Genomic DNA, 17031 nt, shown 5'->3' with positions numbered 1-17031 from the left:
TCCGCTGATCGACCAAACTTGCTTCGGTGGCCCTGTTCGGAGTCGCGGTGATCATGTACTCGTCCCGCCCCGCATGACTCCCGGCCCGAGCAAGATGCGCAGCCGGCGGGCGCGCCACCCATGAGACCGGGCGGCGCGACATGTTGGTGCTCGTGCGTCTGTCAGTGGTCGACGAGGTCCGCGCGGGCGGGCCACGGGTTCTGCTCGCAGCCCTCGAGGCCCTTGGTTTGTTGCAGCATGACCGGCGCGAGTTCTCCGGGCTTGCGGCAGCCGACGTGGGCGTAGCCGAGCGCGTGGCCGGTCTCGTGGTTGACGACGTACCGGCGATAGCCTGTCAGGTCCCCGGTGTAGCTCTCCGCGCCGAACTGCCATCTCCACGCGTTGATCACGACGTTGTCGCCGTTGCGGCAGGACAGGCGGCCCCCGGTGTCGAGCGGCGTGCACAGCTCGTCCACCGTCTCAGGGGTCGCGAGGACGATGCGCAGGTCGGCGTGGCCGTCGACGCGGACGACCCGATGGCGGGTCGCCCAGCCCGCTGGTCGGTCAACGTCTCTTCGACGAACTGTGCGACCTGTGACGCCGGGAAGGGCAGTCCGTCCTCGACCTCGACCCGGTAGGTGGTGGCCCCCTCGGTAGAGACGGCTGGCGCGGCCGCGACCTGGAAGGTGCCCGGCCCCTGTTCGGGAACTCGTGGGACCGGGGGAGTGCGCCTGGCCGGTGCCGGGCCTCTATGTCGGCCCGCCGCTACCTCCCCGTCCGGCTGTCCGCTCGCCCGCGGCGGGGAAGGATCCGCCAAGTCGGGCGGCAGTGAGACATCAGCATCTCGATCGGCGCCGTCGAGCTCCGGGACGGCTTGCGCGATGAGCAGCGCGGGCACCGCGACTGCGGAAGTGATCATCAGTGCCGCCAGCCCGGCGAGCCAGGCCGGTGGCCGTCGCCTGGGTGCGCGATGGGCGCCGCGGTGACGTGGCGTTTCTCTGTGCTTGCTCATCGTTGTGCCTCGGGTCAGAGCACTCGGGCCCAGGTCGCGCCGGAATCGGTGGACCGAAGAACTGTGGTGTCGGTGGCGGCGTACCAACCCTGGTCGCTGATCGTGAAGGCGGCTGGCTGCCCGCCGATCGAGCCGACCTCCTTCCAGTCTTGTCCGTCGTCGGAGCTGATGTGGATGGCCCCGTCCGGGGCGATCGCGGCGAGGGTGCCGTCGGGTGCGGTGTCGAGGTATGTGGTGGCCGGCCGCCGAGCTTGCGCGTCTCGCCGGTTTCGGGGTTGATGGTGATGAGCTGTGCCTGGTCTGTGGTCGCGATCAGCTGGTCCTGGGTCTCGGTGATTGCGACGCTGAGCAGTGGGGCGGTCAGCACCTCCTCGAAGGTTGCGCGGTCCTTGTGCGCAGCAGGCGTCCGGAGGTGGCGTCGTAGGCGTAGAGGACGTCGCCGGCAGGCTCGAGAATGTGGAAGTCCGCCTTGCCCTGGAGGGCGAGCGGCCTCCAGGTCTGGCCGGCATCGATGGACTCGATGAGGCCGAGGTGCGGGGGCAGGTCCTCGCGGAGGTCGGGGTGGCCGCTGCCCAGGAAGTGGCCCGGTCCCACCACGGTGAAGGCCATGGTGTCTTGATACCGGTCGGCGACCCGCGTGGGTTCTTCGTCGTCCGTGACGTGGAAGAGTCCGAAGTGGGTGGCGACGTAGAGGGTGTCGTCGGCGGGATCGATGCCGAGCCCGTGGATGTGGCCGACCTCTGTGGCGTCGGGGGAGGGGACCTGGGTCGGGGTTTCGCTGCTGCACCCGGCCGCCAGAATGGTCGTGGTGAGCGCGAGGGTCGCGGTGGCGAGGCGGGATCGGTTCATGGCGTGGACTCCGATGTGAGGGGTGTCGGGCAGGCGCGCGCGGGCGCGCCTGCCCGACACCGGGAGGACGTCAGGGCTTGAGCAGCTCCTGCATCGTCTGGATCTCCTCGGTCTGGGCGCTCTCGATCTCCTCGGCCAGCGCGAGGGCGTCGGGGAACTCGCCCTCGGCCTGCTCGGTCTGCGCCATCTCGATCGCGCCCTGGTGGTGCTCGATCATCATGGTGAGGAACATCTGGTCGAACGCGGATCCCGAGGAGCCCTCGAGGTCAGCCATCTCCTCCTCGGTCATCATCCCGGCCATGTCGTCCGAGGACATGTCGTGTTCGCCATGTCCGCCCTCACCGGGTGCCTCTTCGCCCCAGGAGTCCAGCCACCCGGTCATGGTCTCGATCTCGGGGTCCTGGGCCGCCTCGATGTCGGCGGCCAGGTCCTTGACGTCGGGGCTCTGGGCGCGGGTCTCAGCGAGCTGCGCCATCTCGATGGCCTGCTGGTGGTGGGGGATCATCTGCTGGGCGAAGGCGACGTCGGCGTCGTTGTGCCCGGCGGCGGAGCCGCTGTCATCTTCGTTGCCGCAGGCCGCGAGGGTGAGCAAGGAGGCCGCAACGAGGGCGGCGGCGAGGGTCTTGCGCATGAGTATTCTCCATCTGTGTGACCGTTGTCTGGGCAGGCGAATGTCCGAGTCACCCGGTGGGTGTCTCGTGGCGACTGCCTGTCAGCAGCGGATCACGCAGAGTCTGCGCAGGTCGGGCGGGTCACGATCCCGCCCGATGAACACCGGAAGCGACCATTTCTGCAGAGTGCCCCGAGCAAGGCGGAGGCTGCGTCGGCCCAACAGCAGTGCGACGCCGAGGAGGAACCCGGCGAGAATCGCCAGGCAGAGCTCGAGCAGCCCGCCGCCGTCCTGGCCGTCCGGGGCTTGGGTCGGGGCGCCGGACGCCGGCTCGCTCGACCCCTCCATGGCGAGGGCGGCGTCGCCGGTAGCGGGGTTGGCGCCGTGTGCTCGATCGTGGGACACGGCCGTCATGTCGCTCGGACCCGGGAGCGGGGTCGCCAGGTGTGCGCCGGCGTGGGAGCCCCAGCCGTGCATCGACATGAGCCCGAACAGGGCCACGGCCACGGCGGCGAGCGCAAGGCGCGCGCCGGGTGCCCGGGTCGCAGTTCGGAGGTCCCGCATGGTCCTGATTCTAGGCAGTCTGCGATTCGCGGTCGGCTGGCCTGTCACCAGCCGTTGACGCGAAGCCTTGGTTTGGAGGTCTGCTGGTCAGCCCCCCGGTCTGAACGACATGTCATCCTCCGCGCAGCAGACGCCACTGTGGGATTGCCGCAGAGGGCACCGGCGTCCTCGTCAGCGGCAGTGACCTACGCCCGGCTTGCCGGCTGGCCCCGACGGGCCAAGGTTGACATAATCACTGTTATCGACGGTGTGATCTCACCTGTGATTTATCCTGCGATTCAGTATTGGATTGCACTGCGCCAGGTGGCACACTGCAAGTATGAGCACTCAGTCGACCATCGCCCGCGGCGACCTTCGCGCCTACGAGGAGTCGGTGCGGCTGTCCACGCCGGAGCTCGTCGAGCGGCTGCGCGACCTCCTCGGAGCCAAGCTCGTGGCCTACCTCGGCTCGGTCCAGGAGACCCGGGCCGTGCGTCAGTGGGCCGACGCCGACGACGCGCGCACCCCGTCCACCGAGGTCGTCAACCGGCTGCGAATGGCTTACCGGATCGCGGCACTGCTGCGCGCGAAGGACTCGGCCACGGTCGTCCAGGCGTGGTTCCAGGGCATGAACCCTCGACTCGACGACGTCGCGCCGGCGCGGCTGTTGCGTGAGGGCGACCTGGAGCAGGTCGGCCCGGAGGTCCTGGCGTCCGCGCGCGCGTTCGCTGCGGCCGGGTGACTCCGCTGGTGGCTGAAGGGGCGCAGCTGGTCGTCGTCGACGCGGCCGAGCAGGTCTGGCGCGTCGGCTTCAAACCGGAGCCCTGGGCCTGGTCGGGTTGGGAGTGGGCGGGCGCCGATGGCAGGTTCCACGGCCGCTGGGATGACCGGCAGGGCAACTTCCGCACCATCTACGCCGGATCCACTCTCCTAGCCTGCCTCCTCGAGGTCCTCGCCGGCTTCCGGCCAGACCCAACCCTCGCGCTCGAGCTCGACGACATCGAGGAGGACGACGAGGACGCCGCGATGCACCCGACGGCTCGCGCCGGCGAGATCTCCTACTCCTGGCTCGAGCCCCGTTCGGCGGCGAGCGCAACGCTGACGGGACGCTTCTGCGCGGTGACCGCTGCGGAGTCCATCGCGGCCCTGCGGCCGCAGTTCGTCGCCCTCGCCCATCGCCGCAACCTGCACGACTTCGACGCGGCCGCGCTCAAGGACGGGCGGCCGCGAGCGCTCACTCAGTCGGTGGCCACCTACCTGCACGCGACCACAGAGCTCGACGGCGTCACGTTCGCCCCCGCCACGGCGACGACCTCACGCTGTGGGCCGTGTTCGAGCGGGCCGATGACCAGGCGATCAGCCGGACCCTCGACGCGATCGAGCACCACGCCCTCTCCCCCGAGCACCCCGACGTCCAGGAGGCCTTCCGGATCCTCCGCCTCAGCTGGTCGACCACCTGAAGCCGGCTGCCGCCGCTGTTCCGCCCCTGTCCGACGGGTCGACATGCCACGATGCGAGCGTGGGAATCTTCAAGCGCAGCGAGGCCGTGCGGGCCAAGAAGATCGGCGCACACGCCCGATATGTCGATGAGGACGTGCAGCGCGTCGACCTTAAAGTCACCAGCACCGACGGCGAGACGGCGACCATCGACCTCAGCCTCGACCAGACCCGCCAGCTCGTCATCGACCTGACCAACGCCTACGGGGCATGCCGGCCGGCGCTGCTGGACCAGAAGCAGGTCGACCGGATCACCTCGTACTTCGGGATGCGCTGATGACGCGCTACGAGTACGACGAAGAGGCCAGCGCCGCGTGGCACATGGACGTCGTGCACGAGGTCGACGACTCCACCGCCCCGGTCTCGCGGTGGGTGGACGCGATGCGACGACTCAACACGATCAACGACCCGCTCGCACGCAAGCTCTTGACGCTGCACCGCGACTGCGGATCCGGCACCGGCGTTTGCGACTCCCTCGATGACGAACCGGGCCCGATGGACCGGCGGTCCGGCTGGGGATGCGAGACCACGCAGATCATCGCCGACCACTTCGACGTCGACTACCCGCGGGGCCGTGAGCGATCGCCGTGACCTCACAGGACTCCAACGCCAGGCTCGTCGAGCTGATCCGCGCCGGCCTGACGCGAGCCGACGACGCCGGCCTCGCACGCGTCCCGCTCAAGCTGTACCCGGCCGAGGAACAGGAAGAGCTCCTCACCCTCCTCCACGCCTACCTGTGGGACACCGCAGCGCCCCACGACGGCGACTGACACCGCTCCCCGGGCAACATCATGACCCTGTGGGCCGAGCTGCTTGAGATCGGCACCGAGACACGCCATCGCCTGATCCCGCTCCGCACCGACCTGGTCAAGCTCCTCACCGAGCGCGGACTGGGTTACCGGACCCACCCACGTTCAGTGCCAGTGCTGATCCGGGAGTACAGCGGCATGCTCGAGACCCCAGTTCACCCCGGCGACCCACGCGAGACCTCGAGCACGATCGCCGTCGGCGCGTGGGGCGCCGGCTTCGGTGACCCGGCCACCAGCCGCAAAGTCGAGCTGGCCGCCGAGGCCGCGGTCCAGCGCCACTACGAAGCAGCTGGTTGGACCATCACCCGCGTCGCGCACCTCAAGTGCGGTTGGGACCTGACCGCGACGCGCCACGACGAGCAGCGCCACCTCGAGGTCAAAGGCGTGTCCAGCTCCATGCCCTCGATCCTCCTCACCCGCAACGAGCTGCGCACCGCCGAGACCGATCCCGACTGGGCCTTGGCCGTGGTGACGTGTGCACTCACCGACCCGACCCTGGTCGAGTACGACCGCCAAGCCGTTGTGGCGGCTGCGGACCCGTCCGTCTACCGCGTCAACCTCGCTTCCTGATGCCCCGCATCGTGGCGCAACGATCGGTCATGTTGACCGCCGGCATCGACCTGTCGGCCGACCCGAAGAAGACCGGCGTCGCCACCCTTGAATGGACCGACGACGGCGCGACCGTCACAGGCATCGAGGTCGGTCGGACGGGCCGCGCCGGTCCCGTCGTCGAGGTCTACCCGGCGGCTGCACTCAAGCTCTGGGGCCTCCCCCACCAGGGATACAAGGGCCGCGAACCGGCCAACGCGCGCCGGCGCGCTGCGCTGGTCCAGCTGATCGGATGCGTGCTGCCTTGGCTCCAGCTGGGCGAGTACGCCGATCTCTGCATCCAGACTGACGATGCCCTCGACGCGGTTCTCTGCGCGGCGATCGCCGGCCTGGCGCGCCGAGGAGAGACCGACGAGATCCCCACGGAGCACCTCGCGGCCGCGGCCGTGGAGGGCTGGATCGCGTTGCCGGTCCGGCGCTAACGCCTGGTTCGTCGGGAGGCAGCAGCCGCCCACTGCCGCCGACTCCAGAAGGTGCCCGAGTAGATCGCCGCCGGCGGCTGCGGCTGGTCCGGGATCTCGACCTCGAACAGCACGATCCTCTGCTCGGGTCCGCATGCCCGCGCGAGAGCCCGCCGCTCCGCTTCAGTGGCGACGAACAGGGTCAGGCCCCGGAGTCGCGCACGAACCTCGGCCGAGATCCTGCTGACCACCGGGCTGATCACGCCCTGCGGCATGTCGTGGACGAACAGCGGCACGCCCATCGCCCACTCGGGCGTCGCGTCTCGCACGCCGACGTAGCCGCGCGCCTCTCGGCCGACGCGCTCGACCGCCGGCGGCGTGAGTGCCTGCTGGCGGGCGAGCTTGGCCGCGATCGCCGCCAGGTGTCGCTCATGCTCCGCCGTCGCAAGGCCGTCGTGTTCACGGCGACGCTCGCTGGCTTCCAGCTGGGTGCGCTCGGTGATGACGTGAGGCCGGGTGGTCCAGACGATCCGTTCGGACTCAGTGAAGAGCCTGCTGTACCTGGGAGTCCGGTGCGCTCTGATCGTGCCGGCGAGGACGCCGGCGACGAACACGCGGAGGTCCAGGCCCGGCTCAACCGGGCGCCACCAGCCGTGACCAGGACAAGGACCGGGGGCACCGCCGTCGTTCTCGCAGCGCCGGCGCGGACACCACGACTCGCAGAACACGCCGGTCCCGTCGATGACCGTGGCATCCACGGCCGTTGGCGGCCCGGGCTCGTCGACCAGGGACAGCCGGATGGCGGGGACCGCTCCGATCCACGGCCGCTCGTGATCGGTGACCCAGCACACCGGCACACCGGAAGCCTCCATCCGAGCAGTGCGCTCACGCAGCTCGTCGACGGTGATCTGTGCCAGCTGAGCCTCCCAAGCCATCCGGTGGGCGCCGTCGGGGCTGGTCGCCAGCACGTCGGCCCGCCAGCCGTCCCCGGCGACCTCGAGCTCGGCATACCACCCGGCATCGCGAATGGCTGAGGCCAGTTGCAGCTTGAGCAGTCGGTGGGCCATCGTCTCACCGACCAGAGAGCAGGTCGGAGCGGCGCGGTCGTGGGCGAAGAACCGCAGCCCCTTGGGCGAGACCTTCGCGTGAAGCCCGTGGCCGCACTCTCGGCAGGTCAGGTGCGCGCGGGGTCGCGCCCGGTGGATCGCCTCCCAGAGCACTCCTTCGCCGAGCGGATCAACGGTTGCGTCGAGCACGCCGGCCGAGGCGTGCTGCGCCGTCAGTGGCACGAGGGCACTCTCCTGGACACCGCCGACAACAAGCTGGTGGTCAGTTGCGGTTGAGGCCGTGCCGGCGGGAGTCGAGCGCGTACTTGTAGTGACTCTCGGCGGCGTCGATCTCGCGGGTCGGGGTGGCGGGATCGAACACCCTGAGCACCGAGAGGCGGAAGCTGGACGGGTCCAGGTTGCGGAGCTCGACGTTGCCGCCGTGACCGTTGGTCGCGTACGCGGCCCAGCGCTGCAGGATGTTCTCGGCGCCGTCGGCCTTGCCCACGTAGTGGCGGCCGTCGCGGGTGTCCGTGATGAGGTAGACCCCGATCACGGACGAGAGTGCGGTGCGCCAGGCGGCGTAGCGGTGCTCCCGGATGACGGCCTGCAGCTGGGGGTAGTCCAGCGTGAGCGCGTCGAACCCGGGGAACCTCACCGGCTCGGCGTCGGCGATCTCCATCACCGGGTACCCGGCCGCGGTGGTCGCGTGGATCCGCCACGTCCGCGGGGAGCGCCAGCCGATGACGAGCCGGTTCCGCAGGTCGCTCATCAGCTCGGAGTGCTCGAGGTGGAAGGTGCGACGCAGCCCGTCGTTCTGCGTCTCTCCATGGTTCACCAGGACGGACCACAGCCGAGCGCGGTCGCCGCCCTCGGGGCGGAACACGATCCAAACACCTGGAGGCTGTGCCGGAAAAATCCGGGGGTTGGCCACCTGGACGCTCGTGTAGGCCAAGATCTCCTCGTCCGAGGAGTCGCCGTGGAGCCCTACCGTCCCGTCCTCGTGTTCGCGCACGTAGGCGTGCCGGATGACCATGGCCGCGGCCGGGTCGAGGCCGGCGCTGGCGATGATCGAGGCGAAGGTGAGCGTCATGCGGGATCTTCCATTCCGGGGGCGGCTGGAGCCGCGGCGATGCTGATCAGTATGTCGTGGCCAAGTGAGGGGTCGACGGCCACGTGCAGGCCGAGGTCGGTGATCCGCCCGTCCTGGGGATGCCAGTCGCGATCGTCGCGGGTGCGGCCCAGCAGCGGGTCGAGAGCGTCGATCGTGGGCTTCCACAGGGTCAGCCAGTTGCGCTGCGGCCCGACGACGAAGGCCAGCTGCAACTGCACGGCGCCTGCGGGAATCACCGCGGCGTCGACCACGGCGGACCGGACCTGCTCCTTGTAGGCCGTCGTCGAGGCCGAGGCGGTGGTACGGACCGTAAAGGTCGTTCCGGGCCCCGGCGTCTCGTGCGCGGGCGCGACGTGCACTCGTGAGGTCTCGGCGTGCTTCTTGGTACACCAGACCGTCACCAGGTCCTCGTTGCGGAGCCGGGTGGCCAGCGGGAAGGCGTAGTTGTCCAGGTCAGCCATGTCGACCAGGTCGCGCGCGGCCGGCAGCCCGACCTCGAGCAGCAGCGCCCACGGGCCGCCGGCCGTCAGTTGGGGCGATACGAGCTGTGCGGTGTCCTCGAGGTACTCGCGGAGCCGCACCTGGTCCGGGTCGGTCGACTTGTTCCAGCTGGCCAGTCGCGGAGGCTTCCGGAATACCAGGCCGGCCCCGTCCGGCCGGCGGTACCACTTCGGGGCCGTCACGAACGGTGCACCGTTCCGTCCTGTTCGACCCACCAGACCTCGATCTGCGCCGCGGCGAGCGACCCGGCCGTCTCGGCGTGCAGGTCGCGGTAGCGCGGGAAGTCGGGCAGGGCGATCACGCTGCCCCAGCCGGGCTCCTTGCCGCGTAGCCGCATCGCGGCCAGCACGGCTTGGGAGAACCAGTGGCCGGCCTGGGTGCTCGGGCTGGTGCGCTTGGCCTCGCCGGCCCGTGCGGGGTCGGCGTAGTTGCGGCTCGGGAATCCCTTGACCTCCACGCCGACGGTGAGGCCGTCGCGGGAGGCGATGACGTCGATGCCGTGCTCCTTGGTGGCGGTGTTGGCGACCGAGAGGATGCGCCAGCCCTCGCCGGCCAGCGCGGTGACCAGTGCGGCCTGGACGTTGGCCTCGGTGTGCCACTCCCCTCCTCCGACCACCGGCGTTGCGCCAGCCGGTCGCGCGGCCTGCGCAACGGGCACCGGAGCGGCGGCGCTGACGGTGGGCAACGACGTCGTGCGTGACTCGACGTTGCCTTCGACCTCGAACCCCAGCGCGGCCAGGTGCCGGCGGCGGTGTGGGAGATGAACTCGGAGCGCGGGATGCCGGTGGCGACCTCGAAGGCCTGGACGGCCGGGAACCAGGTGTCGTTGACCCTCACCGCGTGCTTGCGGATCGCGTCCGGGTTCACGTCGACCAGGCGCGCCTCGACGTCCTCTCGCGCGAGCTCGTAGCGCTGGCCGTTCAGGGTGAACCGGATAGCCGCGCGGCCGTGACTGTTCATGGCCAGAAACTACGGCACTCGACCGACACAACGAGGTCGGTTCGACGACGTTCGACGACTACCTCACAGCGCCCGCACTTCGAACACGTGTTCTACCCTAGGCGTCATGGCAGGCGGCGGTTACGGGCGCGGGGCGGGCATCCCCTTGAAGGGTCGCGTCCGCGTCGACTCCACCGACCGCAGCACATCGCGGCCGGCCGCAGCTGCAGCTGGTCCCGAGCATCCCGGGCGCCACTGCTGGGTCAGCGTTCCCGTCGACGCCGCACATCCGCGGCCGGGACTGCTCCTTGAGTGGCGGCGGGCCGGGCACCTGTGGGAGGGCAGGGTCGTCTACCTCGCGCAGCTGCGACCAGGCCGGTGGGCCACGGTCGAGGAGTGGATCCCGGCCGAACTGCTCACCACCGAGTGAGCGCCGACGTGTCTGCCAACCCGCCGAAGAACGACGCGTGGCGGCCGTACGGCGACGTGCGGTTCGTGCTGATCCGTAATACCGGCCGGCTCAAGCCGTCCCGGGGTCTCATCCTCGACTGGAAGCGCGAGGGACGGCGCTGGAGGCCCTCGTGGTCTGGCACGACGACGCCGCACTCAAACCGGTCGTGAAGATGGACTGGCTGCGGATCGAGGACCTGATCCCGGTCCCTGTGGACCCGAACTGGACCGGTCCCGACCACTGACCTGCGCCGCTGCGCGGCGTTCAGGGCCGCGCAGCGAAGGAGTCGCGCAGACTCTCGCCGCACTTGGGGCAGACGCCCACACGCTTCATCGCCTCCTCGTCGCGCAGCGTGCCCGGCTCCAGGTAGACGATCTCGCGCTGGGCGGCACGGCCGTGGCGGTTGATCCGCTTTCGCGGGTTCGCCTGCTGCGTCCAGCCGACGTAGTGCCGGATCGCCGTGGGCGGTGCAGGTTGGTGGTCCAGTGGGCGGTGTTCAGGGCGCCGCTGCGTACGGCGCCCTCGACGACCAGGGTTCCCTCGGCGAGGCCGGCGACGATCCTGTCCCGTGCCAGGAATCGGGTGCGGGTGGGGGCGGTGTCCGGGGGCGCTTCCGAGACGACCAGGGCGCGCTCGGCGATCGCATCGAGCAGCTGGGCGTGTGCGGCCGGGTAGGGCCGGTCGACGCCGCCGGGCAGGACCGCGATGGTCGGGCCGCCCGCAAGGAGCGCACCGCGGTGTGCGGCCTGGTCGACGCCGTACGCGGCACCGCTGATGACGGTGTGCCCCATCCGGGCGAGGTCGCGGCTCAGCTCGGTTGCCTGTTCAGTGCCGTAGCTGGTGGCGGCTCGTGAGCCGACGACGGCGACTGCGTTGCCGGCGAGCTGGCGTAGGTCGTGGGATCCGCGGACCCATAGGCCGACGGGTTCGCCGCCACGGTCGTGGAGGGCGCCGGCGCCGCGGAGCGCGCCGAGCTGGGTGGGCCACTCGGCGTCGCCAGGGACGATGAAGCGGATGCCCTGCTCGTTGGCCTGCTCGAGCACCTGGGAGGGTCGACGTGGCCGAGCCGGCCGACCTCTTGGGCGATGCCGAAGCCCCAGTGGGACTCGACCCTGCCGGCGGCCTCGAGGTAGTCGAGGACCTTGCTGGCGCCGAGCTCGCTGACCAGCCCGGTCACGCGCAGGTCGCCGGGCTCGATGGTCCGGCTGAGGGTGACGCGGGGCGAGTCGGTCGGCGTCGTCGACGTCGACGCTCATGCCGGGCCTCCCCACAGCAGCTCGAGGTCGGGTTCGTGGATGACGTCGAGGCGCTTGTCGGGTGCGTAGGCCGCGGGCTCGGGCCCCACCAGGCGGCGCAGCTGACGCTCGATGGCGCTGGGCTGGGCCTGGTCGATCGGGTCAGTGTCGTCGTGGTTCATGGCGGTTTCCTCCTCAGCGGCCCGGGGCGGGTCGGTCGGTGACGGGCCGGGTGCCCGGTAGGTCGCGCTGCTGGCTCGGCGGCTGGGGGACGAAGGACTCGTCGAGTTCGCCGGCGAGGTCGCGCATCTGGGTCTGGTATCGCTCCCACTCGCGTGGGTGGATGCCGTTCTGCAGGGCCGAGGCGACGATGGCGGCCATGGAGTAGGGCCGGTCGGCGGGCACCTGGTCCAGCGCGCACCAGGCCTTCGCGCCGTCGCCGTGCAGCCAGCTGGCGAACCCGAGCATGGAGGCCGGCGCCGCGCGGACCTCGTCCGGGGCGCGACGAGTGAGGTCGTTCCACAGCGTCATGTGGGAGGTGCTGTTCTCCCGCTCATGTCCTCCCAGAGCGCGTCGCGGGTGCCGATCGTCTCCAGCGCAACGAGCATCCGGGCGCCGTCGACGTCGGAGAGCCGGTTGCCGTCGGTGTGGAACTGCTCGAGCCGGTCCAGTGCCCAGTCCCGCTCGACGCCTGGCGTGCTCGTCGCGGCCGCCGATCGAGCCGCGGAGAGCAGCTGGGCGATCGGCTCACGGTCACCGACCATGGATGCGGCGAGGGAGGCCCGGTTGGCCGCCGGCTGGGCGGCCCCGGCGAGCACGGTCGCGGCCGCGATGCGCTCGGCAGTGTCCTGGGTCTGCAGGCCGGTCTGGCCGGTGTTGAACTCACGCCACCGCTCCCCGTCGGCCCACAGTCGGATATGGGTGGTGATGCCCACTGTCTCGAGGCGGTTGGACAGGTGCTGACTGGCCAGCTCGGCGCTGCGGCGGTCCTCGGTGAAGCAGAGGATGGCCAGGCGTGCGCCGGGGCGGGCGTGGCGGCCGTAGGGGCCGCTGATGGCGTCCCACACTTGCTCGCGGCCGGCGGCGTTCGTCGGGAGGTCGACGCGGATGATCGGCCGCCCGGGCCGGAACGGCACTAGGACGATCGACTCCTCGGGCTTGAAGCCGAGGACGTGCGGCACCGCGGCGAGCAGCTCGTCGGGGGACTGAACCACGAGATCCATCGGGGCGAACCTCCTGGGGCTCAGCTGGCCTGGGCCGCGCGCGGGGCGCGGTCGATGCGCGCGGAGACGTACTTGAGCGAGAGGCCGACCTCGCCGAAGCGGTTGTCGACGACCACGACGTCCTTGGTGCGCTTCTCGCCGGTCTCCTTGTCCGGCCAGCTCTCGGTGCGCTCGAGGCCGTGAACGAAGATCGGGTCGCCGGATCCGCAGCTGTCGTGCACGTGGGTGGCGGCCGAGCCGAAGAACTTCACGTTGTGGGCGGTGGGCTCGTCGTTGACCCACTCCCCCTCGTCGTTCTGCACGCGCCGGTTGACCAGGACCCGGCAGCTGACGAACGGCTTGTTCTCGCGGGTGTAGAGCAGCTCGGGAACCTCGGCCAGGTTGCCGGCGAAGGTGACGGTGGTGGACATGACTTCCTCCTAGGTGACGGCGAGACGTCGGGAATCGGTCTCGCAATCACCTAGGTCCGATCGAGGTCCGGCAGCGATCACCTGGCCCGAACTTGTTTCCGGTCCGCTCGAGCTCGCGTGGAGCGGCAGCAGGGGTCTGCGCGGAGGCAGGGGCGGTCACCGGAGGCGCAAAGAAGCGCCCCGACCGGCTCTCGGGTACCGGATCGGGGCGCTGGAAAGGACGCTACGCGTAGCTGCCGACGCAAACCCCGTGCCGGCACCCTTGCCGAGGCTACGTTGCTGGCCGACGCCGCGGCGGTCGGTTGCTGAGCTTCTGAGGTGGCGGGGGCAGCTCGCGGCCGAGCCGCCGGCGGGAGTCCTCGGCCGCGGCGATGACCGCCTCCTGGGCGAACGCAGAGCGGGCGAGCATCCGGCCGAGCTCCTGGCGATCAGCGACGAGGGCATCCTCGACCGTCTCCATCGTCGACGCCGGCAGGTCGTGCTTCTTGTTGAAGCTCTTGCGGGTCACGCTGACCAGGGCGGGATGGTTCTCGCCGGCGGCCGCGAGCTCGGCCCGCTGCTGGGGCGAACGTCGGGCGTGCAGCTCGAGCGCCTGGGCGAGCCAACCGACGAACGAACCCGGCGAGTCGGGATCGGTGTCCAGGTCGGCGACGTACGCCGAGCGGGCGAGGTCCCACACGCCGGGCTTCCAGTAGATCCCGACCGGGATCGTGGTCTGGCTGGTCACGCCACCATCACCTCAGCCGCTCCCCTGCCCGCGGGTCGGGAGCGATCGCCGGCGAGCTGCAGCGGCTAACACCAACGCCGCTGCATTCCCGGGCGGGGCCGTGTGCAGCCGTTCCCACTGTCGCTCGATTCCTTCCGTCCCAGCCAGCTACGAGGTGCAGCTGCGCCGCGCCGCCGCAGCGGAGTCCGCGCCCGTGCGGGCCGGGGTTTTCCCCACCCTCGGGACGTGCCCACCTTTCCACAGGTCTGCCCTGCGGCCCGGTAGGTGTCGGCCTCCGTTGGGAGACTTAGTCCTGTCAGTTCTTTCTATTCTACTCATGGAGGACAGCAGCATGACCGACACCATCCAGACCCCCGCCGAGACCCCCGCCGAGACCCCCGCCGACGCGGCCACCGAGACCGTCCAGACGGAGGAGTTCCTGCACCTGGACCCCGCCGCGATCATCATCGGCACCAACGTCCGCACCGACCTGCGCCCCGACCACAAGGAGTTCCGCAAGTCGATCAAGGAGCGCGGCGTGCTGGAGGCCGTCACGGTCTACCGCAACGAGGACGGCCAGTACGTCCTACTGCGTGGCCAGCGCCGCACCGTGACCGCCGCCGAGGTCGGCACCCCCACCGGCCTGATTCCGGCGCGTGTCGTGTCCCAGCCCGCCGACGCCGACCGGATCGGTGACCAGATGGTCGAGAACATCCACCGCGCCGGGATGCGGGAGGCCGAGATCGTCGCGGGCGTGGAGCAGCTGGCCCTGCTCGGCGTGAGCGCGGCACAGATCGCCAAGCGCACCAGCATCGACCGTCCGACCGTGAACGCCGCACTGGCGGTCACCAAGGCCGACCAGAGCCGCAACCGGCTCGACTCCGGGGACCTGACGCTGGAGGAGGCCGCGATCTTCGCCGAGTTCGAGCACGACCCCGAGGCCGTCGAGCGGCTGGAGAACGCCAAGCGCTGGCGTCGTTCCCTGCCCCACGAGGCCCAGCGGCTGCGCGACGAGGCCGCCGAGCGCGCGGCCGACGCCGCCGAGGTCGAGCGACTGCGCGCCGAGGGCCTGCCGGTGCTGACCGCCGAGGAGGTCGAGCAGGCCGACGAGGTGCTGCGCATCGAGCGGCTGGTCACCGCCGAGGGCGAGCCGCTGCCCGAGGAGGAGTGGCCCAACGTCCCCGGCGCTCGCGTCCAGGTCGTCAAGGAGTGGGTCTACCCCGAGGACGAGTACGACGACGAGAGCGAGGACGGCAGCGACGAGGAGGACGAGGACTACGAGCCTGCCGAGCCCTACCAGCAGTACGTGCCGGTCTGGGTGGTCACCGACCTCGACGCCTCCGGGCTGTGTCGTCGCGGCGGCGGCTCCGGGAGCACAACCGCCGACAGCGGCGACGACGACGGCGAGAGCGAGGAGGAGGCCGAGGCCCGACGCGAGGAGCGCCGCCGCGTGATCGCCAACAACAAGGCCTGGGCGAGCGCGGAGACGGTGCGCCGCGAGTGGCTGGCTTCGTTCGTCGCCCGCAAGACCGCGCCGAAGGGTGCCGAGGCCCTGATCTGCGAGGCCGTCGTCACCGGCCACCACTCGCTGAGCAAGGCCCTGGACCACCGGCACCCGATGCTCTTCACCCTGCTCGGGATCGACCGCCCGAGCGGCTACTACGGCGCTGGCCACGACGAGTGCCGCAAGATCGCGACCAAGGCGAGCACGCCGAAGGCCGCGACCATGACCACGCTCGCCGCCGTCGTCGCCGCATGGGAGGCCACGACCGGCAAGCACACGTGGCGCAACCCCTGCGCGTGGGACGCCCGCGTGCTCAGCGCGCTCGTGGCGTGGGGCTACCAGCCCAGCGAGGTCGAGCGCATCCTGCTCGGCGAGGAGCAGCAGCCGAGCACCAAGGACGACAGCGCTGACGACGGCGACGCGCACGACGAGGCCAGCGACAGCGCCGCTTGACCGGCTCCCCTCCCCCACCTGAGGGCGGTTCTTCCCTGTGGAGAACCGCCCACAGTGGAATAGAAACCATAGAATGAACTCAGTTCGTTTGATCCGCTACCCGGAGGACCCCGACATGTCACACGAGATCGAGACCCACGGCACGCAGGCCGCCGCCGTCTTCGCCCGCAAGGACGCCTGGCACCGGCTGGGCACCTCCGTCCGCGACCGCGCGTTCACCGCCGAGGAGGCCATGCGGCTCGGTCACCTGGGCGGCTGGGACGTCCGGAAGTTGCCGCTCACCACCGCCGAGGTCAGCGAGGGCGGCGTCACCGCGATCGAGGTCCCCGGCTTCGCCACGGTGCGCACCAGCCCGTTCACCGGCGAGCCCGAGGCGCTCGGCGTCGTGGGTGGCGGGTAAACGCCGCTGCAGAACGAGGATCACGCCGAGTTCCTGAACCTGCTGGCCGACGAGTCCGGCGCGATCTTCGACACCGCCGGGTCGCTGCGCGGCGGGCGGCAGTTGTTCATCACCATGCAGCTGCCGGACTCACTCACGGTCGGCGGCACCGACCGCGTCGACCTCAACATCGCCGCGCTCAACAGCCACGACGGCTCCAGCGCGTTCCGCATCCTCGTGACCCCGGTTCGCGTCGTGTGCGCCAACACCCAGAGCGCGGCCCTGCGCAACCACGAGTCGTCGTTCTCGATCCGGCACACCCGTAACGCCAAGGCCGCCGTGCAGGCCGCCCGCGATGCGCTCGGGCTGACCTTCACCTACGTCGACTCGTTCCAGGTCGAGGCCGAGCGGCTGATCCAGCAGACCATGACCGACGCCGCGTTCGACGCCCTGATCGACGCCACGTTCGGGAAGGCCGAGGCCCACGCCACCAAGCGCGTCCGCGAGACCGAGCGTCGTCGCCGCTCCCGGCTTCACTGGCTCTTCGCCGACGCCGACACGCAGGCCGGCATCCGCGACACCGCGTGGGCCGGCTACCAGGCCGTCGCGGAGTACGTCGACCACTACGCGCCGGTGCGCACCAAGGGCGACGAGAAGACCGCCCGCGCCACCCGCGTCCTCACCAGCGACGACCCCGACCGGATCAAGCGCCGCGCCTGGACCGCGCTCACCCCGGCCTGACCGTCCGACCCACAAGGCCT

23 protein-coding genes and 3 pseudogenes are annotated in these 17031 nt (G+C 70.6%); 13 read left to right on the top strand and 13 right to left on the bottom strand.

Features of this window, described 5'->3' with window-relative positions; translation table 11 throughout:
• Positions 1-161: 161 nt before the first annotated feature.
• From E2C04_RS00600 to E2C04_RS00585, 4 genes and pseudogenes are all read right to left on the bottom strand, one after another.
• A pseudogene (locus tag E2C04_RS00600) lies at positions 162-527 on the bottom strand (DUF3152 domain-containing protein); the annotation flags it as partial.
• A gap of 824 nt (positions 528-1351) precedes the next feature.
• Positions 1352-1840: a beta propeller repeat protein gene (locus E2C04_RS18955; RefSeq protein WP_238694377.1), complete on the bottom strand. Its 489-nt coding sequence runs from the start codon at positions 1838-1840 to the stop codon at positions 1352-1354.
• Between the two features lie 70 nt (positions 1841-1910).
• Complete coding sequence (locus E2C04_RS00590; protein WP_135831114.1) at positions 1911-2471, bottom strand: DUF305 domain-containing protein; 561 nt, start codon at positions 2469-2471, stop codon at positions 1911-1913.
• 81 nt (positions 2472-2552) lie between these two features.
• Positions 2553-3014: a DUF6153 family protein gene (locus E2C04_RS00585; RefSeq protein ID WP_135831113.1), complete on the bottom strand. Its 462-nt coding sequence runs from the start codon at positions 3012-3014 to the stop codon at positions 2553-2555.
• Positions 3015-3333: 319 nt separating this feature from the next.
• Between E2C04_RS00585 and E2C04_RS00580 the strand changes: the two genes are divergently transcribed.
• The 8 genes and pseudogenes from E2C04_RS00580 (at position 3334) to E2C04_RS00550 (ending at position 6330) form a co-directional block, all read left to right on the top strand.
• On the top strand, positions 3334-3735 hold the full coding sequence (locus tag E2C04_RS00580) for a hypothetical protein (protein ID WP_135831112.1): 402 nt from the start codon (positions 3334-3336) through the stop codon (positions 3733-3735).
• Positions 3732-4100: pseudogene (locus E2C04_RS21740) on the top strand (RES domain-containing protein); the annotation flags it as partial. The gene E2C04_RS00580 and the pseudogene E2C04_RS21740, both read left to right, overlap by 4 nt.
• A gap of 221 nt (positions 4101-4321) precedes the next feature.
• Positions 4322-4453: a hypothetical protein gene (locus tag E2C04_RS20475; RefSeq protein ID WP_275106532.1), complete on the top strand. Its 132-nt coding sequence runs from the start codon at positions 4322-4324 to the stop codon at positions 4451-4453.
• A gap of 59 nt (positions 4454-4512) precedes the next feature.
• On the top strand, positions 4513-4767 hold the full coding sequence (locus E2C04_RS00570) for a hypothetical protein (RefSeq protein WP_135831110.1): 255 nt from the start codon (positions 4513-4515) through the stop codon (positions 4765-4767).
• Positions 4767-5081 carry a hypothetical protein gene (locus E2C04_RS00565; RefSeq protein ID WP_135831109.1) on the top strand — a complete coding sequence of 105 codons (315 nt, stop codon included), beginning with the start codon at positions 4767-4769 and terminating at the stop codon, positions 5079-5081. The genes E2C04_RS00570 and E2C04_RS00565 overlap by 1 nt, the downstream gene beginning before the upstream one ends.
• Complete coding sequence (locus tag E2C04_RS00560) at positions 5078-5260, top strand: hypothetical protein (RefSeq protein ID WP_135831108.1); 183 nt, start codon at positions 5078-5080, stop codon at positions 5258-5260. The genes E2C04_RS00565 and E2C04_RS00560 overlap by 4 nt, the downstream gene beginning before the upstream one ends.
• 21 nt (positions 5261-5281) lie before the next feature.
• Positions 5282-5869, top strand: coding sequence for a protein NO VEIN domain-containing protein (locus E2C04_RS00555; protein ID WP_135831107.1), 588 nt, complete (start codon positions 5282-5284; stop codon positions 5867-5869).
• Positions 5870-5898: 29 nt separating this feature from the next.
• Positions 5899-6330, top strand: coding sequence for a DUF429 domain-containing protein (locus E2C04_RS00550; protein WP_158630538.1), 432 nt, complete (start codon positions 5899-5901; stop codon positions 6328-6330).
• On the opposite strand, the gene E2C04_RS00545 is transcribed toward E2C04_RS00550, so the two are convergent.
• Complete coding sequence (locus E2C04_RS00545) at positions 6327-7376, bottom strand: competence protein CoiA family protein (protein WP_135831105.1); 1050 nt, start codon at positions 7374-7376, stop codon at positions 6327-6329. The genes E2C04_RS00550 and E2C04_RS00545 overlap by 4 nt on opposite strands.
• A 132-nt stretch (positions 7377-7508) precedes the next feature.
• Between E2C04_RS00545 and E2C04_RS17505 the strand changes: the two genes are divergently transcribed.
• Entirely contained in the window at positions 7509-7652 is a 144-nt protein-coding gene (locus E2C04_RS17505; RefSeq protein ID WP_158630537.1) for a hypothetical protein, read from the top strand.
• On the opposite strand, the gene E2C04_RS00540 is transcribed toward E2C04_RS17505, so the two are convergent.
• The 3 genes from E2C04_RS00540 to E2C04_RS18320 are packed head-to-tail and all read right to left on the bottom strand — an operon-like array spanning position 7639 to position 9655.
• Entirely contained in the window at positions 7639-8448 is an 810-nt protein-coding gene (locus E2C04_RS00540; RefSeq protein WP_135831104.1) for a GIY-YIG nuclease family protein, read from the bottom strand. The two genes, E2C04_RS17505 and E2C04_RS00540, sit on opposite strands and share 14 nt — an antisense overlap.
• On the bottom strand, positions 8445-9152 hold the full coding sequence (locus E2C04_RS00535) for a hypothetical protein (RefSeq protein WP_135831103.1): 708 nt from the start codon (positions 9150-9152) through the stop codon (positions 8445-8447). The genes E2C04_RS00540 and E2C04_RS00535 overlap by 4 nt, the downstream gene beginning before the upstream one ends.
• Positions 9149-9655: a hypothetical protein gene (locus E2C04_RS18320; RefSeq protein WP_202977835.1), complete on the bottom strand. Its 507-nt coding sequence runs from the start codon at positions 9653-9655 to the stop codon at positions 9149-9151. Before E2C04_RS18320 ends, E2C04_RS00535 begins: the two co-directional genes overlap by 4 nt.
• A gap of 381 nt (positions 9656-10036) precedes the next feature.
• Between E2C04_RS18320 and E2C04_RS00525 the strand changes: the two genes are divergently transcribed.
• Positions 10037-10339 carry a hypothetical protein gene (locus tag E2C04_RS00525; RefSeq protein WP_135831102.1) on the top strand — a complete coding sequence of 101 codons (303 nt, stop codon included), beginning with the start codon at positions 10037-10039 and terminating at the stop codon, positions 10337-10339.
• A 350-nt stretch (positions 10340-10689) separates the two neighbouring features.
• On the opposite strand, the gene E2C04_RS00520 is transcribed toward E2C04_RS00525, so the two are convergent.
• From E2C04_RS00520 to E2C04_RS00505, 5 genes and pseudogenes are all read right to left on the bottom strand, one after another.
• Positions 10690-11403 (bottom strand): DNA-processing protein DprA, encoded by a 714-nt coding sequence (locus E2C04_RS00520; protein WP_229721382.1) that lies wholly within the window; start codon positions 11401-11403, stop codon positions 10690-10692.
• Positions 11404-11612: 209 nt separating this feature from the next.
• Positions 11613-11777, bottom strand: coding sequence for a hypothetical protein (locus tag E2C04_RS17955; RefSeq protein WP_170213476.1), 165 nt, complete (start codon positions 11775-11777; stop codon positions 11613-11615).
• A gap of 13 nt (positions 11778-11790) precedes the next feature.
• A pseudogene (locus E2C04_RS00515) lies at positions 11791-12818 on the bottom strand (DUF4192 domain-containing protein).
• 20 nt (positions 12819-12838) lie between these two features.
• On the bottom strand, positions 12839-13228 hold the full coding sequence (locus E2C04_RS00510; protein WP_135831101.1) for a single-stranded DNA-binding protein: 390 nt from the start codon (positions 13226-13228) through the stop codon (positions 12839-12841).
• Positions 13229-13499: 271 nt separating this feature from the next.
• A complete protein-coding gene (locus E2C04_RS00505; protein WP_135831100.1) occupies positions 13500-13955 on the bottom strand; it encodes a hypothetical protein in 456 nt (151 codons plus the stop codon).
• Positions 13956-14286: 331 nt separating this feature from the next.
• Between E2C04_RS00505 and E2C04_RS00500 the strand changes: the two genes are divergently transcribed.
• The 3 genes from E2C04_RS00500 (at position 14287) to E2C04_RS00495 (ending at position 17011) form a co-directional block, all read left to right on the top strand.
• Complete coding sequence (locus tag E2C04_RS00500) at positions 14287-15891, top strand: ParB/RepB/Spo0J family partition protein (RefSeq protein WP_135831099.1); 1605 nt, start codon at positions 14287-14289, stop codon at positions 15889-15891.
• Between the two features lie 115 nt (positions 15892-16006).
• On the top strand, positions 16007-16291 hold the full coding sequence (locus E2C04_RS18950; RefSeq protein WP_238694376.1) for a hypothetical protein: 285 nt from the start codon (positions 16007-16009) through the stop codon (positions 16289-16291).
• A 6-nt stretch (positions 16292-16297) separates the two neighbouring features.
• Positions 16298-17011 carry a DUF932 domain-containing protein gene (locus E2C04_RS00495; protein WP_268234021.1) on the top strand — a complete coding sequence of 238 codons (714 nt, stop codon included), beginning with the start codon at positions 16298-16300 and terminating at the stop codon, positions 17009-17011.
• Positions 17012-17031 lie beyond the last annotated feature (20 nt).

The organism is Nocardioides daphniae (assembly GCF_004777465.1).
GTDB classification, from domain to species: Bacteria; Actinomycetota; Actinomycetes; order Propionibacteriales; family Nocardioidaceae; genus Nocardioides; species Nocardioides daphniae.
Note: the sequence above shows the minus strand (reverse complement) of the source record. Positions and strands in the feature narration are given on the sequence as shown.

Bases quoted from the DNA above. Each gene is read 5' to 3' on its own strand.
- E2C04_RS00565 (WP_135831109.1), top strand. From the start codon at position 4,767: ATGACGCGCTACGAGTACGACGAAGAGGCCAGCGCCGCGTGGCACATG.
- E2C04_RS00545 (WP_135831105.1), bottom strand. From the start codon at position 7,376: ATGGCCCACCGACTGCTCAAGCTGCAACTGGCCTCAGCCATTCGCGAT.
- E2C04_RS18955 (WP_238694377.1), bottom strand. From the start codon at position 1,840: ATGAACCGATCCCGCCTCGCCACCGCGACCCTCGCGCTCACCACGACC.
- E2C04_RS18950 (WP_238694376.1), top strand. From the start codon at position 16,007: ATGTCACACGAGATCGAGACCCACGGCACGCAGGCCGCCGCCGTCTTC.
- E2C04_RS00525 (WP_135831102.1), top strand. From the start codon at position 10,037: ATGGCAGGCGGCGGTTACGGGCGCGGGGCGGGCATCCCCTTGAAGGGT.
- E2C04_RS17955 (WP_170213476.1), bottom strand. From the start codon at position 11,777: ATGAACCACGACGACACTGACCCGATCGACCAGGCCCAGCCCAGCGCC.
- E2C04_RS00585 (WP_135831113.1), bottom strand. From the start codon at position 3,014: ATGCGGGACCTCCGAACTGCGACCCGGGCACCCGGCGCGCGCCTTGCG.
- E2C04_RS00590 (WP_135831114.1), bottom strand. From the start codon at position 2,471: ATGCGCAAGACCCTCGCCGCCGCCCTCGTTGCGGCCTCCTTGCTCACC.
- E2C04_RS00510 (WP_135831101.1), bottom strand. From the start codon at position 13,228: ATGTCCACCACCGTCACCTTCGCCGGCAACCTGGCCGAGGTTCCCGAG.
- E2C04_RS00555 (WP_135831107.1), top strand. From the start codon at position 5,282: ATGACCCTGTGGGCCGAGCTGCTTGAGATCGGCACCGAGACACGCCAT.
- E2C04_RS00500 (WP_135831099.1), top strand. From the start codon at position 14,287: ATGACCGACACCATCCAGACCCCCGCCGAGACCCCCGCCGAGACCCCC.
- E2C04_RS00580 (WP_135831112.1), top strand. From the start codon at position 3,334: ATGAGCACTCAGTCGACCATCGCCCGCGGCGACCTTCGCGCCTACGAG.
- E2C04_RS00550 (WP_158630538.1), top strand. From the start codon at position 5,899: ATGTTGACCGCCGGCATCGACCTGTCGGCCGACCCGAAGAAGACCGGC.
- E2C04_RS00540 (WP_135831104.1), bottom strand. From the start codon at position 8,448: ATGACGCTCACCTTCGCCTCGATCATCGCCAGCGCCGGCCTCGACCCG.